Genomic DNA, 18,722 nt, shown 5'->3' with positions numbered 1-18,722 from the left:
CCGCCCCCTCAAACTTCCCCATTGCCCATTCAGAAGGAAGGTGCGCATGTCCGCGCCCATGTCCGGCGGGATGACCCGCGAAGACGTCTGTTCCGAGCTGAACCAGCTCGAATCCGCCGAGGTGATCGCGCTGGCCGCGGCCTGCGTGGGCGACGGGGGCGACCTCGTGGTCACCCGGCCGCCCACGGTCGGCACCGTGGTCACCCAGGTGCGCGAGCCGGTCGCCGAGCAGCGCTTCATCCTCGCCGACGTACTGGCCTGCCAGGCCGAGGTGACCCTGCGCGGGCACCAGGGCTGGGCGATGCGGATGGGCTCGGACCGGCTGGCCACGCTCGCCGCCGCCATCTGCGCCGCCGAGTACGAGGGCGACGGCCCCCTCGCCACCGAGGTCGTCGCGCTGTGCCGGGCCGGCCGGCGACGCCGCGAGGACGAGCGCGCCGCCGAGTGGGAGCGGCTCTCTCCCACCATCGTCGAGTTCGAGGAGATCCCGTGACCATCACGGCCGCCACACCACCCTTCACCGCGCCGGGCGGCTGGCCGGCGCTGCGCGCCCTGCCCGGCGCCACGTCCCAGCGGATCTTCCGGGCCTGCCTGACGGCCCTGTCCCGGCCGGGCACGATCACCCGGCTGCCCGCCGGCTGCCTGCCGGAGCAGGTCCCGGCGGTCGTCGCGCCCATGCTCGCCCTCACCGACCTGATGACCCCGCTGACCGGCCTGGAGTCCGCCGACGCCCCCGGCGCGCGTGAGGCCGCCGACCTCGTCGGCAGGGTGACCGGCGCGAAGTACGCCGAGCCGGGCCGCGCCCGGTTCGCGCTGGCCTTCGGAGAGTCGGAGGAGCTGGCCGACCTGTCGCCCGGCTCCCACTGGTCGCCGGAACGCGGCGCGCTGCTGTGCCGGCGGGTCGCCGGGCTCTCCGACGCCGGGGCACACCCGCTGCGGCTGCGCCTGACCGGCCCCGGCGTGAAGGACAGTGCGGAACTCACGGTCGCCGGGCCGACGCCGCGTTTCTTCGAGCTCCGTGCCGGGCTGACCGCCGATTTCCCCGCGGGCGTCGACATCCTGCTGGTCACCGATGACGGGGACGTCGCGGGGCTGCCCCGTACGACCCGGATTGAGGTGGGCTGATGTACGCGGGCACCAACAAGGGCGGCACCGAGGCCATCGTCGCCGCTGAGAAGCTCGTACTCGAACGGCGGGCACTGCTGGACGGCGCGATCAGCGCCGAGTCGGTCATCGAGAGCTTCCCTCTCGCCCTCGACCGGATCATGGGCGAGGGCGGGCTGTGGGACCCGCCCACCGCGGCGGCCGCGTTCCTGCAGGCCAACGGCGATCCCGCGGAGGCGGTCCACCTGCTGCGCGCGCACCGCTCCACGCTGCCCCGGCTGGCCTTCAGCGAGCCCGTACGGCCACGGGAGATGCAGATCCTGCGCAGGATCGTGCCCGCGCACCGCCGGCCCGACGGCCCGCAACTGCTCGGCGAGACCGTCGACTACACCGCCCGGCTGCTGCACGACGGTTCCGCGGCGCTGCCCATCGAGGTGGACGACGACCGCCCGCTGGAGCACCCGGCGGACGAGCCGTTCCAGCGCTACCGCGACTACCTGGCCGGACGTGACGTGCTCGCCGGGCGTGGGCCCGCCACGGATGAGGAGCCGTTCGACCTGGCCATGGTCGCGCCCCAGCTGCCCGCGCACCGTTCCGCGCTGCTGTCGGCGATGGCGCTGGCCGAGACGGGCGGCCTGATCAACATCTGGTACCACTCGATCCTCGGCCCCGACGGCCACGCCGGCGAGTCGGTCACCCTCGGCGAGGTCCGGCACGGCCGGGTGCCGCTGCGGGTCGCCCACCCGCACAGCGGCGAGCCCGTCCAGATCGGGCGGCTGCGGGTCTCCGAGACCGAGGCGATCACCCACCTCGGGGCGCGCGGGGAGGACGCGTCCAGGTTCGACGTCGGCTACGGGATGGCCCTGGGCCAGAACGAGCGCAAGACCATCGCCACGGCGTGCCTGGACCTGGCCGCCCACCGGTTCAAGGGCACTGAGGAAGGCCGGCGGCTGGAGCAGATCCTGCTGCACACCACCGACGGGCTGGCCTCGTGCGGCTTCCTGGAGCATCTCAAACTCCCCCACTACGTGACGTTCCGCTCCCAGCTCGACCGGGCCGTCGCCGCACGCCAGGAGCAGGAGAACGAGCTGGAACGCCTGCTGACCGAGAACGAGAAGGTGGACACGACCGCATGACCACGCACCAACAGCAGGCCGAGACCGTGCTCGGCAGGTTCCTGGAGCCCGAGGAGAACGCCGGGCGGCCCGTCGTCATGGACGAGCTGGCCAAGCGGGAGGTGCGCCGCGCCGTCCTGTCCGGCGTGTGCGTGCCCGGCTACATCGTCCCGTTCGGCTCCCGCGAGATGCCGGTCGCGCGCGGCTGGGGATCCGGCGGGCTGCAGGTCACGCTCGCGATCGGCGGCCCCGACGACACCGTCAAGGTGATCGACCAGGGCGACGAGGAAGGCGTGAACGCGGTCAACCTCCGCCGGCTGATCAAGGACACGCTCGGCTGCGCGGCCACGGCGGACACCGAGGAGTCGACCATCGTCCAGTCGCGGCACCGCGTGCCCGAGGAGGAGCTGCGGGAGGATCAGCTGCTCGTTCTTCAGGTGCCGCAGTCGGAGCCGCTGCGTGCCGTGGAGAAGTCGGTCCACGAGTGCAAGCGCCGGCATGCCGAGGCCGACTACGCCAAGATGTGGGTCAAGCTGTACGAGGACCTGGCGCAGAACGGCGTGTCGAACAGCGGGGCCGGTCATCCGGTGATGGTCAACGGCCGCTACCTGATGGCGCCGAGCCCGATCCCGCGCTGGGACATCCCCCGGCTGCACGACAGCGACCACCTGACGATCCTCAGCCACGGCCGGGACAAGAAGATCTACGCGGTGCCGCCGTACACCGAGGTGGAGCCGCTCACGTTCACCGACGTCCCGTTCGAGGTGGAGTACGCCGAAGGCGCCCGCTGCGCGCAGTGCGGCAGCGCCGACACCTTCATGGTCGAGACGTCGGCCGGCGACTTCATCTGCTCCGACGTGCAGTGGTGCCTGAAGGTCCGGGCCGGGCGGGCCGATCTCGGCAGGCACCGGGAGCTGGCGCCGCTGGCGTACCTGCCCGATCCGGCCAGGCGGGTCCGCGCCCGCGCGCGCAGCGAGCAGCCGGACCTCGCCCCGGCCCCGGCGCGCGGCGTCACCGCGCCCGGCCGGGACTGGTCGCTCAAGGTGGCCGGACTGAGCAAGACCTACCCGGGCCGCAGGGGATCGTCGCAGGTGCGCGCGGCCACGGACATCGGCTTCGACGTCGCGCCCGGCGAGGCGCTCGGCGTCATCGGGGAATCAGGATCCGGCAAGTCGACCGTGCTGCGCTGCCTCATCGGCGACGAGGCGGCCTCCTCCGGCGAGGTCTACGTGGGCGCCGTCGGCCAGGGCCGGATCAACCTGCTGGACCTGACGGCCTCCGAGCGCAGGAGGCTGCGCACGGACACGATCGGCGTGGTCTACCAGGATCCGGCCGCCGGTCTGGATCTGCGGATCTCCGCGGGCGGCAACATCGCCGACCGGCTGACCGCCGCGGGCTGGCGGTCCTACCACGCCATCCGACGGCGGGCCACGGAGCTGCTGGAGCGCGTCGAGGTGCCCCGGCACCGGATGGACGACGTGGCGGGCCAGTTCTCCGGCGGCATGCGGCAGCGCGTGCAGATCGCCAAGGCCCTGGCCACCGATCCCCAGGTGCTGCTCCTGGACGAGCCGACGACCGGGCTGGACGCCTCCGTGGCCGCCGGCGTACTCGACCTGCTGCGTGAGCTGCTCGCCGAGCGGGAGATCGCCGTCGTCGTGGTCAGTCACGACTTCTCCGTGATCAGCGCCCTGACCGGCCGGGCCATCGTCATGCGCGACGGCCGCATCGTCGAGGCCGGGCTCACCGACCAGCTCTTCGCCGACCCCCACCACCCTTACACCCAGCAGCTCGTCGCCGCGGCGCGCGGCTGAGAGGCGACCATGACCGACACCCCAGTTCTGACCGTACGCGACCTGAGCAAGACCTTCACCCTGCACGCGATCGGCCGGGAGGTGGTCTCGCTCCGGTCGGTGTCGCTCACCCTGCACGCCGGCGAGCACCTGGCGCTCGTCGGATCCAGCGGGGCCGGCAAGTCGAGCCTGCTGCGTTGCATCTACCGCAACTACCTGCCGGACGAGGGCACCGTGTTGTTGCACGACGGCGACCGGACCACCGACCTGACCGCGCTCGACGACCGCACGATGGTCCGGCTCCGTGGCCGCGACTTCGGCTATGTCTCCCAGTTCCTCGACGCGCCCCCGCGCCAGGGGCCGCTGAAGCTGGTCACCAACGCCGCCAGACGGCGCGGGCTGTCGCCGGCGCGGGCCGCCGAGGCCGCCGCCGCCTCGCTGACCAAGCTCGGCCTGGAGGAGCGGCTGTGGGACGTGGACTGCGGCGTGTTGTCCGGTGGCGAACGCCAGCGGGTCAACCTCGCCGCCGGCACCGTCAGCCCGCCCCGTCTCCTGCTCCTCGACGAGCCGGTGTCGGCGCTCGATCCGGCTAACCGGGCACTCGCGCTGACCGTCATCGAGGACCTGCGGCACCAGGACGTGAGCGTGCTGGCGATCTACCACGACCTGGCGATCATCCGCCGCGTCGCCGGCCGGGTGCTGCTGATGGACCGGGGCGCGATCGTCGCCGACGGCACGCCTGACGAGGTGCTCGGCGGCGGGCATCGGGGCCTGGAGGAGGTGTACGCGTGAGCGGCACGTTGTCGTTGCCGTCCCAGGACCACCTGCCGTGGACGCTGGGCCCCGCCCCGGAGTCGTACGTGCTGTCCAACGTCCGCGTCGTCCTCGGCGACCGGGTGAGCGATCCGGCGAGCGTCGCCGTGGAGCGGGGCGTCATCGCCGAGGTCGTCGAGCGGCCGCACCCGCCGGTCGGCGACGCCGACGGTGGCGGCCTGCTGCTGATGCCGGGGCTGATCGACGTCCACAGCGACGCCCTGGAGAAGGAGCGGGCGCCACGGCCCAGCGCGGTGCTTCCGTGGGACTTCGCGCTGGCCTCGCTGGAGGGCAAGCTCGTCGGCGCCGGGGTGACGACGGTCTTCCACGGGGCCGCGTTCCAGACCAAGAGCGGCCACGGCGTGACCCGCACCCCCGCCACCGCCCTGGACGTCTGCGAGACGATCGACCGGCATCAGAGCGTCCAGGTCGACCACCGGGTCCTGCACCGCTTCACCATCCGCTCGGCGGACGGCGCGAACCTGCTCCGCGAACGGCTGCGGGCGCGCGCCCAGGACGCCGGGCCGCTGCTGCTCTCGCATGAGGACCACACCCCCGGCCAGGGCCAGTACGCGGACGTCGGGCACTTCATCGACACCCTGGTGGCCGGTGGGCAGGATCGTGCGGAGGCGACGGCGCACGTCGAGCGGCGCATGGCCGAGGCCCACCTGACCGATGAGGTCCGGGCGGCCAACCTCGCCTGGGTCGAGGAGCTGGCGCGCGAGGGCCGGGTCCGCCTGCTCGGCCACGACCCCGACTCCGCCGAGGCCATCGACGCGCTGGCCGGGCGCGGCGGCAGCGTCGCGGAGTTCCCCACCACGGTCGAGGCGGCACGGCGCGCCCGTGAGGCCGGGCTGCTGATCGTCGCCGGCGCGCCGAACGTGCTGCGCGGCGAGTCGCACTCGGGCAACGTCGCCGCCACCGAGCTGATCTCCCACGGTCTGGTCGACGCGCTGGCCTCGGACTATCTCCCGGCGGGGCTGCTGGGCAGCGTCGCCGTGCTCGTCCGGCGCGGTCTGGCCTCCCTCCCGGAGGCGGTCGGCCTGGTCACCGCCGGTCCGGCCGCCGTGGCCGGGCTCGGTGACCGGGGCCGGATCGCGCCCGGGCTGGCCGCGGACTTCGCGCTCGTGGACGACCGCACGCGCTGGCCTCGCGTGGTGGCGACCATGAAATCAGCCCGCTGACCTGGTTGAACCCTGCCCGGAGCGGTTTCAGCCGCTCCGGGCGGGGTTCTGCCGTCGCCGTACGATCAGGACGCAGAGCGTGTGCAGGACGGCCAGATGCACGAGACGGCTGGCCATCTCCTCCGAGCGGTACGCGCCCTGCCGGCTGCCGGCGACCAGCACCACGTCCGCGAGCTTGCTCAGCGGGGAGTTCGCGAAGCTGGTCAGGGCGACGGTGGGCGCCCCGTTGCCGTTCGCGGCCCGGATGGACTCGATGGTGAAGGAGGTCGTCCCGGAGTTGCTGATCGCGAAACAGACGTCCTGCGGCCCGAGCCGCCGCGCGGCGGCCTGCTGGGTCTCCACCTCGGTGGGGTAGGACACCGGCAGGCCGATGGCGGTCAGCCGGTAGGCGAGGTCCGCCGCGAACGGCGAGGACGTCCCGGTGGCGACGATCAGCGTGCGCTGCGCGTTGATCAGCAGGCCGACGGCCCGCTCCAGCAGCGCGGCATCCAGTACGCGCGCGGTGTCGAACAGGGCGTCGGCCATGTCCGCGAACACCTGCTGCCCGGCGTCGGGCGGGCCGCCGTCCACCGATCTGACGGCCGGCGAGCTCCATGCCGGATTGTGGCGCTGGGCGAGCCGGATCTTGAGATCCTGGTAGCCGGGAACGCCGAGCGCGTGGCAGAAGCGCACCACCGACCCGACCGAACTCCCCGAGACCTCCGCGAGCCGGGCGGCCGACATGTGCACGACCTCCCACGGCGCTTCGAGTACGGCCTCCGCCACCCGCCGCTCCGCCCGGGAGAACCCGGGAAGCCGGGACCTGACGGATTCGAGCACGTCCCCGGCTGCGGGCTTTGAGAGTTCCATGGTGCGGACGGTAGGCGGAGCCCGCGAAGCCCCGCGGAAGCGGAATGGGCGTTCAAGTGAGCAGCCGGTGACGGAATTTCCTTCCAGGTCACCCGCGAGTGTCGTACTTCTCCTGGTTGGTGAGCACCTCGTCCATGTGTGTCTCCGCCCACGCCTTGATGCCGCGCATGAGGTCGTGCAGCGACCGTCCGAGGTCGGTCAGCTCGTAGGTCACCGTGACCGGCACGGTCGGGGTCACCGTGCGGGTGAGCAGGCCGTCGCGTTCGAGGGCGCGCAGCGTCTGGGTGAGCATCTTCTGGCTGACTCCGGCCAGCTTGCGCGACAGCTCCGAGTAGCGCATCGACCCGGGGCTGCCGCCGCCGCACTCCCCGCCCGGGTGCGGGCCGTCGCCGCCGAGCGCGGCCAGGATCAGGGACACCCACTTGTCGGAGATGCGGTCCAGCAGGCGGCGGCTGGGGCAGCCCGCCAGGAAGGCGTCGTACGCCAGCTTCTCCTGGGCCCGTTGCTGGGCCGCCGTCGTCGTCGGCATCCGGAGCTCCTTCTTACCGCTCGGTGGCATACGCACTTCCAAGTGCGTACTTCCTATTGGAGAGTTACCCCTCCATTGTGGTGCATCGGTAACGATTTCTCCACAGGAGGCACCATGTCCACCACATTCCGCACCGCCGTCGTCCGCACCCCCGGCGGCCCCGACTCCATCGAGATCATCGACGTGCCCGTCGTCGAGCCTGGGCCCGGCCAGGTGCGGGTCGAGATCGCCGGGGCCGCGGTCAACCCCGTCGACCTGGCCGTCGCCGCCGGGGTGTTCCACGGGCGCGGGCTGGTCGACCAGCCGCACCACACCGGTCTGGGCTGGGACTTCGCCGGCACCGTCGTCGCGGCCGGGCCCGGCGTGGACCTGCCGGTCGGCAGCCGGGTCGCCGGGCTCGTCGATGGGTTCGACCGCGACTTCGGCACCTACGCCGAACAGCTCGTCGTGGCGGCGGCCGACATCGCGCTCGTGCCCGCCGGGCTCGATCTGATCGCGGCGGCCACCGTACCGACCAACGGGCTGGCCGCGGCCCAGCTGCTCGACCTGCTCGGCGACGGCGACGGCCGGCGGCTGCTGGTGACCGGGGCCGCGGGCGCGGTCGGCGGGTATGTCGTCACGCTCGCCCAGGATCGCGGCTGGCAGGTCACCGGCCTGGCCAGGGCCCGGGACGAGGAGTTCGTACGCGGCCTCGGCGCCGGCTTCACCACCCGGGCCACGCCGGGCTGGGACGCGGTGGCCGACGGCGGCGTGCTCCAGGAGCAGGGGCTCGCCCTCGTCCGGGACGGCGGCCTGTTCGCCGGCGTGCAACCGGGCGCGGCGCCGGCGGCGGAGCGCGGCATCACCGTCCACGTGGTGCTGACGCGGCCCGACGGGGCCCGGCTCGCGCAACTCCTCGACGCCACCGCGAGCGGGCACCTGCCGGCGCGGGTGCACGCCGTCGTGCCACTGGACCAGGTCGCCTCCGCCCATCGGGCCGTCGCTAAGGGCGGCGTACGCGGGCGATACGTCCTGCAGCCCTGATCAGCGGAGCGGCGCGACGACAGGACAGCGGGGCGGCGGGGGCGTTGCGGCGTGGGGTGGCGGGGGCGGCGGGTGCAGCGGGGACGCGTCAGCGAAGCGGCAGGGCGGACAGGGCGGACAGGGTGGTCGGGCGGGTCAGCGGAAGTCGGCGGCGTGGTCGGCGGCCCACTGGGCGAAGGTGTGGCCGGGGGCGCCTGTCACCTTCTCCACGTCCGGCGAGATCGGCACGTCGGCGTCGTCCAGGTAATCGCCCAGCTGCAGGAACCACTCGATCACCTCGGGCGGATAGACGTCGCGCCACTCCTCGCGGGCCTGTTCGGGGGTCAGCTCGACGAAGCGGACCGGCCGCCCGATCGCCTCGCCGATGAGGCGTACCGCGTCCGCCCGCCGTACGGGCTCGGGGCCGGTGGGCCAGTAGGTGTGGCCGGCGTGGCCCTCCTCCAGCAGCGCGACTTTCAGCACGGCGGCGATGTCCGCCTCGTGCACCATGGCGTTCGTCCAGCCCCCGAACGGCGCCCGCACCTCGCTCCCAGCCTTGATGGACGGCGCCCATTCCAGGGTGTTGGCCATGAACTCGCCGGGGAACACATGCGTCCATTCCAGGCCGGAGCCTTCGATGACGCGGTGCAGTGCGCGGTGGTCGGCCTCCATCGGGTCATCGTCGGGTGCGCTCGGATCGTTGTGGCCGAGGTGGGTGAGCCGCCGCACCCCGGCCTGCACGGCCAGTTCGATGATCTCGGCGCCGGTGGTGAGCGGCCCGTAGCCGTCGATGGCCACCAGATGCATGCGTTCGATCCCGCGCAACGCGCGGGCCAGGCCGGCGGGGTCGTTGAAGTCCCCCTTCACGGTCTCGACCTCCGGTGGCAGCGCCGCCCGTTCGGGTGAGCGGGTCAGCGCCCGCACCTGCTGCCCTGCCTGCAGGAGTTGCCGTACGAGGCTACGCCCCACAGTCCCGGTGGCTCCCGTGACCAGAATCGTCATCGTCTCCCGCCCCTTTCCGTTGAATTCGCGCACGCCGAGGCAGACCCCTGTTCGGGGAGCCCGGCGGAATTGGCCCCATTCTTACTCTTCCGCGCGCCTCCCGGCAAACGTGAACATCACGTTCACATTTGCTCTGACCTGCGGAAATACGCCGGTCAACAATCGCCCGTACATCGAATTTCCGGCCGTTCTCCTGGGCGGATCCGCCGGAGCGGGAAAGGTCGCCGGCGTGCGACCAGGCGCGGCACCGGCCCGCCCATCGTCTGAACCGAGCGCGAAGCAAAGGAACCCATCGTGAGAGGACTTGCCACCGGAACGGCGCTGGCGACGGCCATGGCGTTACCCACACTCGCCCCCGCCCGGGCAGCCGCACCGAAGAACCCGATCGCCGCCGTCAAGAAGCAGATGGCGGCCGGCAACGGGGTCAAGTTCGTCGAGCGGACCACGCTCATCGAGGGCCGGAGCCGGCGACCGGCAAAATCACGCTGGGCCGGCTGTACGCGGTCTCCCCTTCGTTCCGGACACGGCAGATTCGTTCCGGACACGGCAGATGGAACGGCCTCCGAGGTCCGAAATGTCGAAGATCGCCATCACTTGGAAGTTGAGCACGGACGCGAAAGGTCTGCCCACTCGTCCGGTCTCCACCATTCCGGCCACCGCGATCTACCCGGCCAGGGACAAGGACACGATTCTCCGCTTCGACACCCGTTACAGCGCGTGGGGCACCAAGGTCTCGATCAAGCCTCCAGCGAGCCGATAGCCCCGCTCCCCCGGCAGGATCAGCGGCCGGTCGAACCGTCGATCTGCTCGCGGAGGATGTCGGCGTGACCGGCGTGCCGGCCGGTCTCCTCGATCATGTGCACCAGGACCCAGCGCATCGACGGCGCCGGGCCTCGGCGCGGGGGTCGCGGGGCGGGGAGGGTCAGGTCGGGGCAGGCGTCGATGACCTGGTTCGCCCGTTCGACGGTCTTGCGGTAGTCGGCGAGCACGCCGTCGATGGTGTCCTGCGCGGTCGGGCGCATGGTCGCGGGCCAGTCGCCGACGTCCTCGCCGAGGAAGTAGAACCGTTCGACGAAGGCCAGGTGCTTGAGCAGCCCGAGCAGGTTCGTGCCCGAGGGTACGCCGCCCGTACGGACCTGTGGTTCCGGTGCTCCCGCGACCTTGTCCGCGATCGAGTTGCGCAGGTAGTCGAGGAAGCCTCGCAGGGTGGCCTTCTCGTCGGCGCCGGTCCGTGGGGGCGGGCTGTCCTTCGCCCGCGTTCTGGGGTGGGCTGTCATCGGGTCGCTCCGTTCCGAGGTGTGGTTGATTACGGTCATCCGGTGGCTCGCCGGACGAGCAGGACGTTGTCGATGACGGTGGCGGTCTGGCCGGCGGGCCCGGTGGCACGGCGGTGGGGCATGTCGGCGCGGGTGACGGACCAGTGTGCGGGGTCGAGGTCCAGTTCGGCGGCGATCTCGGCGGGCGTGGGGTAGTGAGCGTCCGGGTCCTGGTTCCATGACCAGGGCGCGGTGGAGCCGTGGTCGACGATCAGCAGCAGGCCGCCGGGGTGCAGGGCCTGGGCGGCGGTACGCAGGACCTGGGCGCGGAGCAGCGGGAACGGGGTGTGGAAGTACTGGGCGGAGACGAGGTCGTAGCGGCCGGCCGGGAAGCTTCTGGCCAGGTCGTGCCGTTCGGTGGTGACCAGGTCCGCGAGGCCGAGGTCGCGGGCGCGTTCGCGTACCCGTTCGACGGCGGTGGCGGAGATGTCCACGGCGGTGACGTGCCAGCCGTGCCGGGCGAGCCAGATGGCGTCGCCGCCGGCGCCGCAGCCCAGGTCCAGGGCGGTGCCGGGGCGCAGCGGCGCGGCGGTCTCGGCGAGCAGCGGGTTGACGCCCGCGTCCCAGGTGCGCCGGGCGCGATGGTGCCGCTCCCAGAACATTTCGGCATCGTCAGTGGGTGGCTGGTGATGGGTGGGATGCATCTGATCGGCCCTTTCGCGGTCCGGGTCTGCGTACGGACAGCATCGCCACCACTCATTCCCGCATGCAAGAAAAGTTGCGGATCCGCATCATCGGGCTACGGCAGCCACTGCTCAGGGATCGTCACCGTGTCTCCTCGCACTCACCGGCGGGGGCGGGCAGGCGGTTCCGGAGTCCATTGTCAGGTGACATGCGATCTGGCCGCGCGCCACCCGGAGGAGCCGTAGTTCTTACTGTTGTGCCGGCACGAAGATGGAAGACACTGTCTCCTCCTCATGTACTTCCACCGCCAGACCGGCCGGCCGCTTCCACCGTGTCACGGCGCCCCAGCAGCGGCAAAGGGGGCGGCTTTACCAGGACGGCGAGCAGGGTGACGACGGAATTCGCCACGCATTCATAGCCACTGATCACATGCCGCCACCGTGGCGAAGACGCCTTAATTACGCGGTCATGAGCGGGGCGGCATGTGGAAATCTCCCATGTCCTCCAGCCGCAGCAGGCCCGGCTGCTCGTTGGGCGACTGCCACGAATCGGTGGAACGGAGATACTCCGCCCCGCAGCGGGCGGCCAGCCGGAAGAACCACCAGCGCGCGTGCCGGTCCAGATTCGCGAATGTGCAGTGCAGGAGCGCGGCCGCCTGTAGCGACAGCAACATCTGGTTGCGCCAGTCATCACGGAAACCGTGCGTGATCAGTTCGCCGCCGACGTCACGTGCGAGCAGCATCAGCGGCGTGAAGAGGTCATGGTTCTCTCCGCCTCGAACGATCTGGTCGAACAACTCCTCCTCGGCGCGTGGGTCCTGCGGTATGTGCCTGGCGACGATGGAGAGCACGAGCATGGCCGGGTCTCTGGTCAGGGGCGCGCTCTTGTCGAAGGTGGTCAGATCGACGAGCCTGAAGTGCTCGGGCAGGAGTTCTCCCTTCCACGTGCGCGGAATCAGGATGTTGCCCGTATGCAGGTCCCCGTGCGTCAGCCCGCGCAGGTGCTGAACGTTGTGCCGGGCCACGACATCCCCCGAGACCATGGCCAGAGGATTCGGCAGGAGTTGCGGGGTTCTTTCGCCCATGAACACGATCCAGCGACGGTCCGGGCGGAGGAGCCCCTTCTCCTGCGCCCATAGGCGGAGCTTTCCCCGCTCCTGGAACTTCTCGCGAAGTTCGCTCCGCAGATAGTTGTCCGAGCCGATATCCGCATGGAGTTTCGGCCGGTTTCCGTTCCACTCGCAGATCAGCCCCCGAAACACCGCCTCGAACGCACTGATGATCTCTCGGGGTGACTCCAGCTCGGCCATCTGGCACATTTCCGTGAAACTTCCGCCGGCGACATCCTGGAGGAGGACATAACCTCCCGCACCGCCAATGGCCGGTGAATACCGCTTGAGGCCGACCAGATGGTTCTTGCAGAAGTTCTCCGGGCTCTCCGTCAACGCCGAGTGATGCCGCGCGGGTTCATGTGACGCAGGACCGGGAGGACACACCTTCGCAACGACTTTACACACGGGCTCATCGTCATTGGGCGGAGGCGTCACGACCAAGGCGAGCAGCCGGCTCTCCGTATGGCCGCTTTTCGCCCACTGCGGTGTGCTCACCGATATTTCGTAGTTCAGCGCGGCAGCCATGTCGTCCAGGGCCCGTGCGGCCGGCTCCCCCAGCTCCCGCACGATGGTCTCACGGTGCTTGGGCCTCGTCTGACGGAGCTCATCCGTTTTTCCGTCGGCTTCCAGCTGATCGAGCTCATGCAGGAGGTCGTCCGGGTCGTTGAAGAGATAGCGATGGTTGTCCAGGTACGCCTGCTCGGCCGCCGGCAGTCTTCTGCGCACGATCTTGCCCCTCACCGCGACGAGGAGCGTCTGCTCAACCAGCACCACCGCGCGGTCCACACCCTCCATGGCCGTGATCAGTGCCTCAACGGCGCCGGACTGGGCCATTCCGCCCCGCGGGGCTTCGTCGCGCAGCGCTCGATCCATCTCCTCTAGTTGCTCGTCCACCGTCCCCTCCGTGGCAGCGGCCCGAAATTTCATGGCATAGCGCTGGTTGGGGGATCGGTGCGCGGTGGGCACCTCGAAGCCGAACGCGCCGGCGACCTGCACGACAGCGTCCTCGACCTTGGCGAACGCGCCATCGTCGCCGTCCGTGACCCTGATCTCCAGCGCGGTGGACTCGGGCACGTCCCACTCGCCGAGCGCGAGCGCGGAGGCCTCGTCAAGGCCGAGCGACCTGCCTTCCTCGAAGGTGGCCTCGTAGAGCGGATCGCCCAGTTGCCGCCGGCACTCCTGTCTGCACGCCTCGTGCTCCCCGGTCATCCACGGCGCGCCCATCTGCGGCGGTCCGTTCGTACGCCAGTTCTCCTCCAGGGCTCCCAGGAGCCGGGCGGCCAGGGGCGGTTGCCCGAGCGCCAGGAAGATCCGTGCCGCCGTCTCCAGTGCCAGCAGGGTTCCGAGCGTGTCATGGAAGCGCTGCTTGATACGCAGGCTCGCCCGGACGTTCATCAGCGCCTCGTCGACCCGCGAGGTCGCCAGCGCGCTGCCGGCCAGCGCCCAGTACGCGTGGGAACTGACCCACAACTCGCCGCGCTCCTCGCACGTCCGCAGGCAGTCCCGCAGCACTGCCTCCGCCTCGGCCGGATCGCCCTGCGCCGTCAGCACCAGCGCCTGTTCGACAATGGCCGGCGCCAGGCCGGGATTGAGCTCGGAAAGGTCGGGGGTGAACGCGACCGCCGTTCGCAGCAGTTCGAGGGCCTCCCGCAGGTCGCCACGGAGCAACGCCGCGGTGCCCAGCATCTTGACGGCCAGGGTCGCCGCCCGTGCGTCGCCGATCTCACCCGCCTCGGCCTTGCAGGTCTCGGCCATGCTCTGCGCTCCCTCGCTGTTGCCCTGAGCGCTGTAGACGTAGGACAGCACCCACAGGGCGTTGCAGCGTTCCTCGCTCAGCTCGGGGTTGGCAGCCAATGCCTGTTCGATGTACTGCTGTCCATCGCGGGCGAAACCGCAGCACACCCACATGAACCACAACGAGGACAGCAGCCGAAGCGCCAGCACCTCCTTGCCCGCCGACCCGAGCGCGTACTCGATCGCCGCCCGGACGTTGCCGTGCTCCTGGCGCATGCGCACGAACCAGTAGATCTGGCGCGGCCCCGACCAGGCGTCCTCGCTGCGCCGGGCCAGGCTCAGGTAGTACTCCAGGTGGCGGCGGCGCAGCTCGTCGGACTGGCGGAGTTCGTCGAGACATTCGCCGCCGTATTCGGCCAGGCTGTCGAGCAGCCGGTAGCGTCCGCCCGCCCGATCGTTCCTGAAGATCAGGATCGACTTGTCCACCAGAGCGCTCAGCAACTCGGGGATCGACTCCGCCGGCAGCCGCTCATCGGCGCAGACGCAGCTGACGGCGTCCAGCTCGAAATCGCGGGCGAACACGGACAACCGGGCCCACAACAGCCGCTCGGCCGGCTCACACAGCTCGTGGCTCCAGGCGATCGCGGCGCGCAGCGTCTGGTGGCGCGGCAGCTCGGCACGGTCGGCGCCGGTCAGCAGGCTGCGGCGGTCGGCCAGCAACTGCTCGACCGACGATCCCCGCAGCCGTGCCGCGGCCAGTTCGATCGCCAGCGGGATGCCGTCGAGCCGGCGGCACAACTCCGCCACGGCCCCGAGGTTGCCCTCGTCGAGCACGAAGCCGGTCGCGCTGTCCTCGGCCTTGGCCGCGAACAGTTGCACCGACTCGTTGGCGAACACCGGGTGCCTGCCGGGCACTTCCAGCGGCGGCACGGGCACGACTCGTTCGTACGGGAGGTGCAGCGGTTGCCGCGAGGTGACCAGCACCTTGATCTTGGGAGCCGCCTTCAACAGTTCGTGCACCAGCTGGGCGCAGCCCCGCACCAGGTGCTCGCACGTGTCGAGGACGAGCAGCAGGTGGCGCTCGCCCACCCACTCCCGCAAAGACGGTGACTCGGCCCGCGAGGACCCATCAGTGAGGCCGAGCGCTGCCGCGATCGCCTGCTCGACCGCGCTCGCGTCCTTCAGCCGGGCCACGTCGACGCACCACACGCCGTCCGGGTACTGGGCACGCACCATGTGCGCCAGTCGCAGGACGGTGCGCGACTTGCCCACCCCTCCAACGCCGGTCACTGTCACCAGTCGTGAGTCGTGGAGCCGTTTTTCGAGAGTGGCGAGCAGCCGGGCCCGCCCGACGAAAGTGGAGGATTCGGACTGCAGGTTTCCGCACCGCCGGAAATTTTTATTCGACATGACCATTCCCGTGAGCAAGAGATCAAGTGTGACGTAACCCGAGGGGGAAGGTTGACGCCGGGCCCAGAAATGCCGATATTAGCGTGTCCGCGGTCGCAGCGAACATGAGCAATCAGGGACCATGCCGATCATCTTAGACGCGAATCTCCGCACTCTCTTTTTTTCATGATTGAATAATCCAGATATGCGACGCAAATTCCATGCGCACACGTAAGCACCCATTCCGCCGGTGATCGCCACCGACGGGGGACCTTTCCCACTTGCAAGGAAAGTTGCGGATCTGCATCATCGGTCTCATGGACAATCCCGCAGAAGACGTTCTGGCCGGAGTGGGGCCGCGGCTGCGTGCCCTGCGCCGGACGCGTAACGCCACGCTGGCGGCGCTGGCGAACGAGACCGGCCTCACCGCGAGCACCCTGTCCCGGCTGGAGAACGGCAAGCTCCGCCCCACCCTGGAGCAACTGCTGCCGCTGGCCCGGGCGTACGGTGTCCCGCTGGATGATCTCGTGGCGGCGCCGCCCACCGGTGACCCGCGCATCCACCTGCGCCCGGTACGGCGATCCGGGCTGGTGCTGGTGCCACTGACCAGGCGGCCCGGCGGCGTCCAGGCCTACAAGGTGATCTATCCGCCCGCCGGCGAGGCGGCCGCGATGAAGATGCAGACCCATGAGGGATATGAGTGGTTCTACGTGCTCAACGGCAACGTCAGGTTCGTGCTCGGGGAGCAGGAGTTCCTGCTCGGCGTCGGCGAGGCCGCGGAGTTCGACACCCGCATCCCGCACTGCATCGGCAGCGCCGACGACCGGTCCGCGGAACTGCTCGCCCTGTTCGGACCCCAGGGCGAGCGCGCCCACGTGGCACCGGGCGGACACTGAGGCCCGGCGCGGCCCGCCAGTCGGCACAGCGAGCACGGAGGACCCGCGCAGCCGTCCCGCGCAGGCTCAGCGGGCGCTGAAATCGCAGCGGGCGCTGAAGTTACAGCGGGCGCTGAGGTCGCAGCGGGCGCAGCGGGACGGATCAGCCCGCCGGAAGGCGCAGGGCTATTACGGCGATGTCGTCCAGGCCGGTGGTGGGCAACTCCGCCAGGAGCTGGTCGCAGAAGCGGTCCAGGGGCTGTTCGGCCAGCGACTCCGCCATCTCACGCAGCCGTTCGAGACCCCGGTCCAGGTGCTCGCCCGCCCGCTCGACGAGACCGTCGGTGTAGAGCAGGAGCGTGCTGCGCGGCGGCAGCGGCTCCGTGTGCGACAGGCGTGGCCCGTCGTAGGGCGAGCCGAGCAGCGGGCTGATGCCGTCGCTCAGGAAACGGCCCTGTCCCTCGCAGGTGACCAGCAGCGGCGGTGGATGCCCGGCCAGCGCGTAGTAGAGCCGGTAACCGTCACCTGATGCCTCCACCCGCGCGAACACGCACGTCGCCGTGACCTCCCCGGACAGGGAGTCCATCGCGCCGTTGAGCCGGGTGAGGATCTCCCCCGGCGGCTCGCAGCGGTCCATGGCCAGGGCGCGCAACATGTTGCGCAGCTGGCTCATGCCCACGGCCGCGCTCAGGTCGTGGCCGGCCACGTCGCCGATGGCCAGGACCGGGACGCCGTCGGACAGGATGAAGGAGTCGTACCAGTCCCCGCCCACCTCCGCCGCGGTCGGGCTGGCCCGGTAGCGGGCGACGATCTGCAGGTCGGGCAGCGACGGCGGTTCGGCGAGCAGGCTGTACTGCAGGGCCAGCGCGATCTGCTGCGCGCGCTGGTAGCGGATGGCCCTGCTGAGGGCGTCGTGGGCGTGGTCGAACATGCGGTTGAGCAGGTTGACGTCGGCCTGGCTGATCGGCGCACGGTCGCCGCACGTCACGACGTTGACCACGGCGGGCACGGTTCCGTCCACGATGACCGGCAGGATCAGCATGCTGTTGGCGTCGTTGGCGACCAGCCACGGCCGCGTGCCCGCGGGACAGGAGTCGGGCGGTGGCGACCCGGGAGGGAACTTCTTGAGCACGGGCCGCCGGCGGCGTACGGCCTTGACGAAGGCGTTGCCGGCGGAGAGGCGTTCCTCGCTGTAGGGCGGCAGCCGCACCACGCCGGGACGCGCGGCCGTGGCCAGCCGCTCCACGACGAACGGGGCGCCGCCGTGCCGCTCGTCGGTGAGGTCGGTGACGAGGTAGACGCCGCAGCCGTCGGCCAGTTCCGGCACGATCACGTCGGCCAGCGCGCCGAGCATCTCCTGCGGGCTCCTGAGCTGCGCCGTGGCGGTGGCGGCACGTTCCAGCAGGGTCTGACGCCGCTGTTCCTGCCACTGCTGCTCGATGTCGGTGCACGAGCCCACCCACTCCAGCACCCGGCCGTCCTCGCAGATCGGCACGGCTCGGAGCAGGAAGTGCCGGTAGCCGCCGTCCACGGTGTGCAGCCGGTAGATGTGCTCCCACATGTCCGTCACGTCGCTGACCGCCCGCGACCAGGACTCCATCGTCGCCGCGCGGTCGTCGGGATGCACCATCGACAACCAGCCCTGACCCCGGAACTCCTCCCACGACTGGCCCGTGACCCGCCCCCAGCTCCGGCTCGGCTCGTTCACGTAGCCCTCGCTGGTGGTCACCCAGAAGATCTCCGCGCTGACCTGCATCAGGCTCTCGTAGCGCCGCAGGATGCGGCGGCGCTCCTCGGCGATCTGCGCCACCCGGCTCACGGCGGTGACCTGGTCGGTCGTCTCCGTCACCACCACCAGCACGCCGTAGTCGCCCGGCCCGAAGGTGATCCGCGACAGGCTGGAGGTGAAGAACCGCTCCTCGCTCGGCCTGCCCTTCATGGGCAGCTCCGGCTCCGCCGTGGTCACGATCGGCTCGCCGGTGGAGTGCACGCGATCGAACTGCCGCGAATAATGCCGCTGTACGAAGTCGGCGAACGCCTCCTCCAGCGGCACCTCACCGCCCGGGCTGCTGAACTTGGCGCGGTAGACGGCATTGGTGTAGATCAGCCGGTGCTCAGGGCCCCGCGTCACCGCCACCCCCACCGGCGCCGGATCGAGCATCTCCAGCGACAGCCCGCTCTCCCCGTGATCGTCGGCAGCTCCCATGGTGACCTCCCCCCGATGGCCACAGTCACCCGGAGCCTTACCCGGCCGCGACCGGCGGGGAACACGGGGCGGCCGGTCA

At 70.8% G+C, this 18,722-nt stretch carries 16 protein-coding genes; 9 read left to right on the top strand and 7 right to left on the bottom strand.

Features of this window, described 5'->3' with window-relative positions; translation table 11 throughout:
- The first annotated feature begins 46 nt into the window (after nt 1-46).
- From AB0I81_RS49245 to AB0I81_RS49220, 6 genes are read left to right on the top strand one after another with little or no spacing between them, the layout of a single operon-like run.
- Nucleotides 47-493, top strand: a complete 447-nt coding sequence (locus tag AB0I81_RS49245) for a phosphonate C-P lyase system protein PhnG (RefSeq protein ID WP_360673615.1) — start codon at nt 47-49, stop codon at nt 491-493.
- Nucleotides 490-1,125: a phosphonate C-P lyase system protein PhnH gene (gene phnH / locus AB0I81_RS49240; RefSeq protein WP_360673612.1), complete on the top strand. Its 636-nt coding sequence runs from the start codon at nt 490-492 to the stop codon at nt 1,123-1,125. Before AB0I81_RS49245 ends, phnH begins: the two co-directional genes overlap by 4 nt.
- On the top strand, nt 1,125-2,240 hold the full coding sequence (locus AB0I81_RS49235; RefSeq protein WP_360673609.1) for a carbon-phosphorus lyase complex subunit PhnI: 1,116 nt from the start codon (nt 1,125-1,127) through the stop codon (nt 2,238-2,240). The genes phnH and AB0I81_RS49235 overlap by 1 nt, the downstream gene beginning before the upstream one ends.
- On the top strand, nt 2,237-4,030 hold the full coding sequence (locus AB0I81_RS49230) for an alpha-D-ribose 1-methylphosphonate 5-phosphate C-P-lyase PhnJ (RefSeq protein ID WP_360673607.1): 1,794 nt from the start codon (nt 2,237-2,239) through the stop codon (nt 4,028-4,030). Before AB0I81_RS49235 ends, AB0I81_RS49230 begins: the two co-directional genes overlap by 4 nt.
- Before the next feature lie 9 nt (nt 4,031-4,039).
- Nucleotides 4,040-4,801, top strand: coding sequence for an ATP-binding cassette domain-containing protein (locus tag AB0I81_RS49225; RefSeq protein WP_360673604.1), 762 nt, complete (start codon nt 4,040-4,042; stop codon nt 4,799-4,801).
- A complete protein-coding gene (locus AB0I81_RS49220) occupies nt 4,798-6,006 on the top strand; it encodes an alpha-D-ribose 1-methylphosphonate 5-triphosphate diphosphatase (RefSeq protein ID WP_360673601.1) in 1,209 nt (402 codons plus the stop codon). The genes AB0I81_RS49225 and AB0I81_RS49220 overlap by 4 nt, the downstream gene beginning before the upstream one ends.
- 27 nt (nt 6,007-6,033) lie before the next feature.
- On the opposite strand, the gene AB0I81_RS49215 is transcribed toward AB0I81_RS49220, so the two are convergent.
- Both AB0I81_RS49215 and AB0I81_RS49210 read right to left on the bottom strand, forming a co-directional pair.
- Entirely contained in the window at nt 6,034-6,855 is an 822-nt protein-coding gene (locus AB0I81_RS49215; RefSeq protein WP_360673598.1) for a MurR/RpiR family transcriptional regulator, read from the bottom strand.
- A gap of 88 nt (nt 6,856-6,943) precedes the next feature.
- Nucleotides 6,944-7,384, bottom strand: coding sequence for a helix-turn-helix domain-containing protein (locus AB0I81_RS49210; RefSeq protein ID WP_360673595.1), 441 nt, complete (start codon nt 7,382-7,384; stop codon nt 6,944-6,946).
- 114 nt (nt 7,385-7,498) lie between these two features.
- On the opposite strand from AB0I81_RS49210, the gene AB0I81_RS49205 reads away from it, so the two are divergent.
- Complete coding sequence (locus AB0I81_RS49205) at nt 7,499-8,407, top strand: NADP-dependent oxidoreductase (RefSeq protein ID WP_360673592.1); 909 nt, start codon at nt 7,499-7,501, stop codon at nt 8,405-8,407.
- A 135-nt stretch (nt 8,408-8,542) separates the two neighbouring features.
- Here the strand turns inward: AB0I81_RS49205 and AB0I81_RS49200 are convergent, their stop codons facing one another.
- Nucleotides 8,543-9,388, bottom strand: coding sequence for an NAD(P)H-binding protein (locus tag AB0I81_RS49200; protein ID WP_360673589.1), 846 nt, complete (start codon nt 9,386-9,388; stop codon nt 8,543-8,545).
- Nucleotides 9,389-9,962: 574 nt separating this feature from the next.
- Between AB0I81_RS49200 and AB0I81_RS49195 the strand changes: the two genes are divergently transcribed.
- Nucleotides 9,963-10,148 (top strand): hypothetical protein, encoded by a 186-nt coding sequence (locus tag AB0I81_RS49195; protein WP_360673586.1) that lies wholly within the window; start codon nt 9,963-9,965, stop codon nt 10,146-10,148.
- A gap of 19 nt (nt 10,149-10,167) precedes the next feature.
- Here the strand turns inward: AB0I81_RS49195 and AB0I81_RS49190 are convergent, their stop codons facing one another.
- The 3 genes from AB0I81_RS49190 to AB0I81_RS49180 form a co-directional block, all read right to left on the bottom strand.
- On the bottom strand, nt 10,168-10,665 hold the full coding sequence (locus AB0I81_RS49190) for a DinB family protein (RefSeq protein ID WP_360673584.1): 498 nt from the start codon (nt 10,663-10,665) through the stop codon (nt 10,168-10,170).
- 35 nt (nt 10,666-10,700) lie between these two features.
- Nucleotides 10,701-11,306 carry a class I SAM-dependent methyltransferase gene (locus AB0I81_RS49185; protein WP_360673581.1) on the bottom strand — a complete coding sequence of 202 codons (606 nt, stop codon included), beginning with the start codon at nt 11,304-11,306 and terminating at the stop codon, nt 10,701-10,703.
- A gap of 488 nt (nt 11,307-11,794) precedes the next feature.
- Nucleotides 11,795-15,583: an NB-ARC domain-containing protein gene (locus AB0I81_RS49180; protein WP_360673578.1), complete on the bottom strand. Its 3,789-nt coding sequence runs from the start codon at nt 15,581-15,583 to the stop codon at nt 11,795-11,797.
- A gap of 296 nt (nt 15,584-15,879) precedes the next feature.
- On the opposite strand from AB0I81_RS49180, the gene AB0I81_RS49175 reads away from it, so the two are divergent.
- Nucleotides 15,880-16,458 (top strand): XRE family transcriptional regulator, encoded by a 579-nt coding sequence (locus tag AB0I81_RS49175; protein WP_360673575.1) that lies wholly within the window; start codon nt 15,880-15,882, stop codon nt 16,456-16,458.
- 142 nt (nt 16,459-16,600) lie between these two features.
- Here AB0I81_RS49175 and AB0I81_RS49170 read toward each other — a convergent pair whose 3' ends face one another.
- Entirely contained in the window at nt 16,601-18,643 is a 2,043-nt protein-coding gene (locus tag AB0I81_RS49170) for a SpoIIE family protein phosphatase (protein ID WP_360673573.1), read from the bottom strand.
- Nucleotides 18,644-18,722 lie beyond the last annotated feature (79 nt).

Source organism: Nonomuraea sp. NPDC050404 (assembly GCF_040655495.1).
Taxonomy (GTDB): domain Bacteria; phylum Actinomycetota; class Actinomycetes; order Streptosporangiales; family Streptosporangiaceae; genus Nonomuraea.
The sequence above is the reverse complement of the archived record's forward strand: the minus strand, read 5'-3'. Positions and strand labels throughout refer to the sequence as shown.

Bases quoted from the DNA above. Each gene is read 5' to 3' on its own strand.
- AB0I81_RS49245 (WP_360673615.1), top strand. From the start codon at position 47: ATGTCCGCGCCCATGTCCGGCGGGATGACCCGCGAAGACGTCTGTTCC.
- AB0I81_RS49235 (WP_360673609.1), top strand. From the start codon at position 1,125: ATGTACGCGGGCACCAACAAGGGCGGCACCGAGGCCATCGTCGCCGCT.
- AB0I81_RS49230 (WP_360673607.1), top strand. From the start codon at position 2,237: ATGACCACGCACCAACAGCAGGCCGAGACCGTGCTCGGCAGGTTCCTG.
- AB0I81_RS49225 (WP_360673604.1), top strand. From the start codon at position 4,040: ATGACCGACACCCCAGTTCTGACCGTACGCGACCTGAGCAAGACCTTC.
- AB0I81_RS49215 (WP_360673598.1), bottom strand. From the start codon at position 6,855: ATGGAACTCTCAAAGCCCGCAGCCGGGGACGTGCTCGAATCCGTCAGG.
- AB0I81_RS49210 (WP_360673595.1), bottom strand. From the start codon at position 7,384: ATGCCGACGACGACGGCGGCCCAGCAACGGGCCCAGGAGAAGCTGGCG.
- AB0I81_RS49205 (WP_360673592.1), top strand. From the start codon at position 7,499: ATGTCCACCACATTCCGCACCGCCGTCGTCCGCACCCCCGGCGGCCCC.
- AB0I81_RS49200 (WP_360673589.1), bottom strand. From the start codon at position 9,388: ATGACGATTCTGGTCACGGGAGCCACCGGGACTGTGGGGCGTAGCCTC.
- AB0I81_RS49195 (WP_360673586.1), top strand. From the start codon at position 9,963: ATGTCGAAGATCGCCATCACTTGGAAGTTGAGCACGGACGCGAAAGGT.
- AB0I81_RS49190 (WP_360673584.1), bottom strand. From the start codon at position 10,665: ATGACAGCCCACCCCAGAACGCGGGCGAAGGACAGCCCGCCCCCACGG.
- AB0I81_RS49185 (WP_360673581.1), bottom strand. From the start codon at position 11,306: ATGTTCTGGGAGCGGCACCATCGCGCCCGGCGCACCTGGGACGCGGGC.
- AB0I81_RS49180 (WP_360673578.1), bottom strand. From the start codon at position 15,583: ATGTCGAATAAAAATTTCCGGCGGTGCGGAAACCTGCAGTCCGAATCC.
- AB0I81_RS49175 (WP_360673575.1), top strand. From the start codon at position 15,880: ATGGACAATCCCGCAGAAGACGTTCTGGCCGGAGTGGGGCCGCGGCTG.
- AB0I81_RS49170 (WP_360673573.1), bottom strand. From the start codon at position 18,643: ATGGGAGCTGCCGACGATCACGGGGAGAGCGGGCTGTCGCTGGAGATG.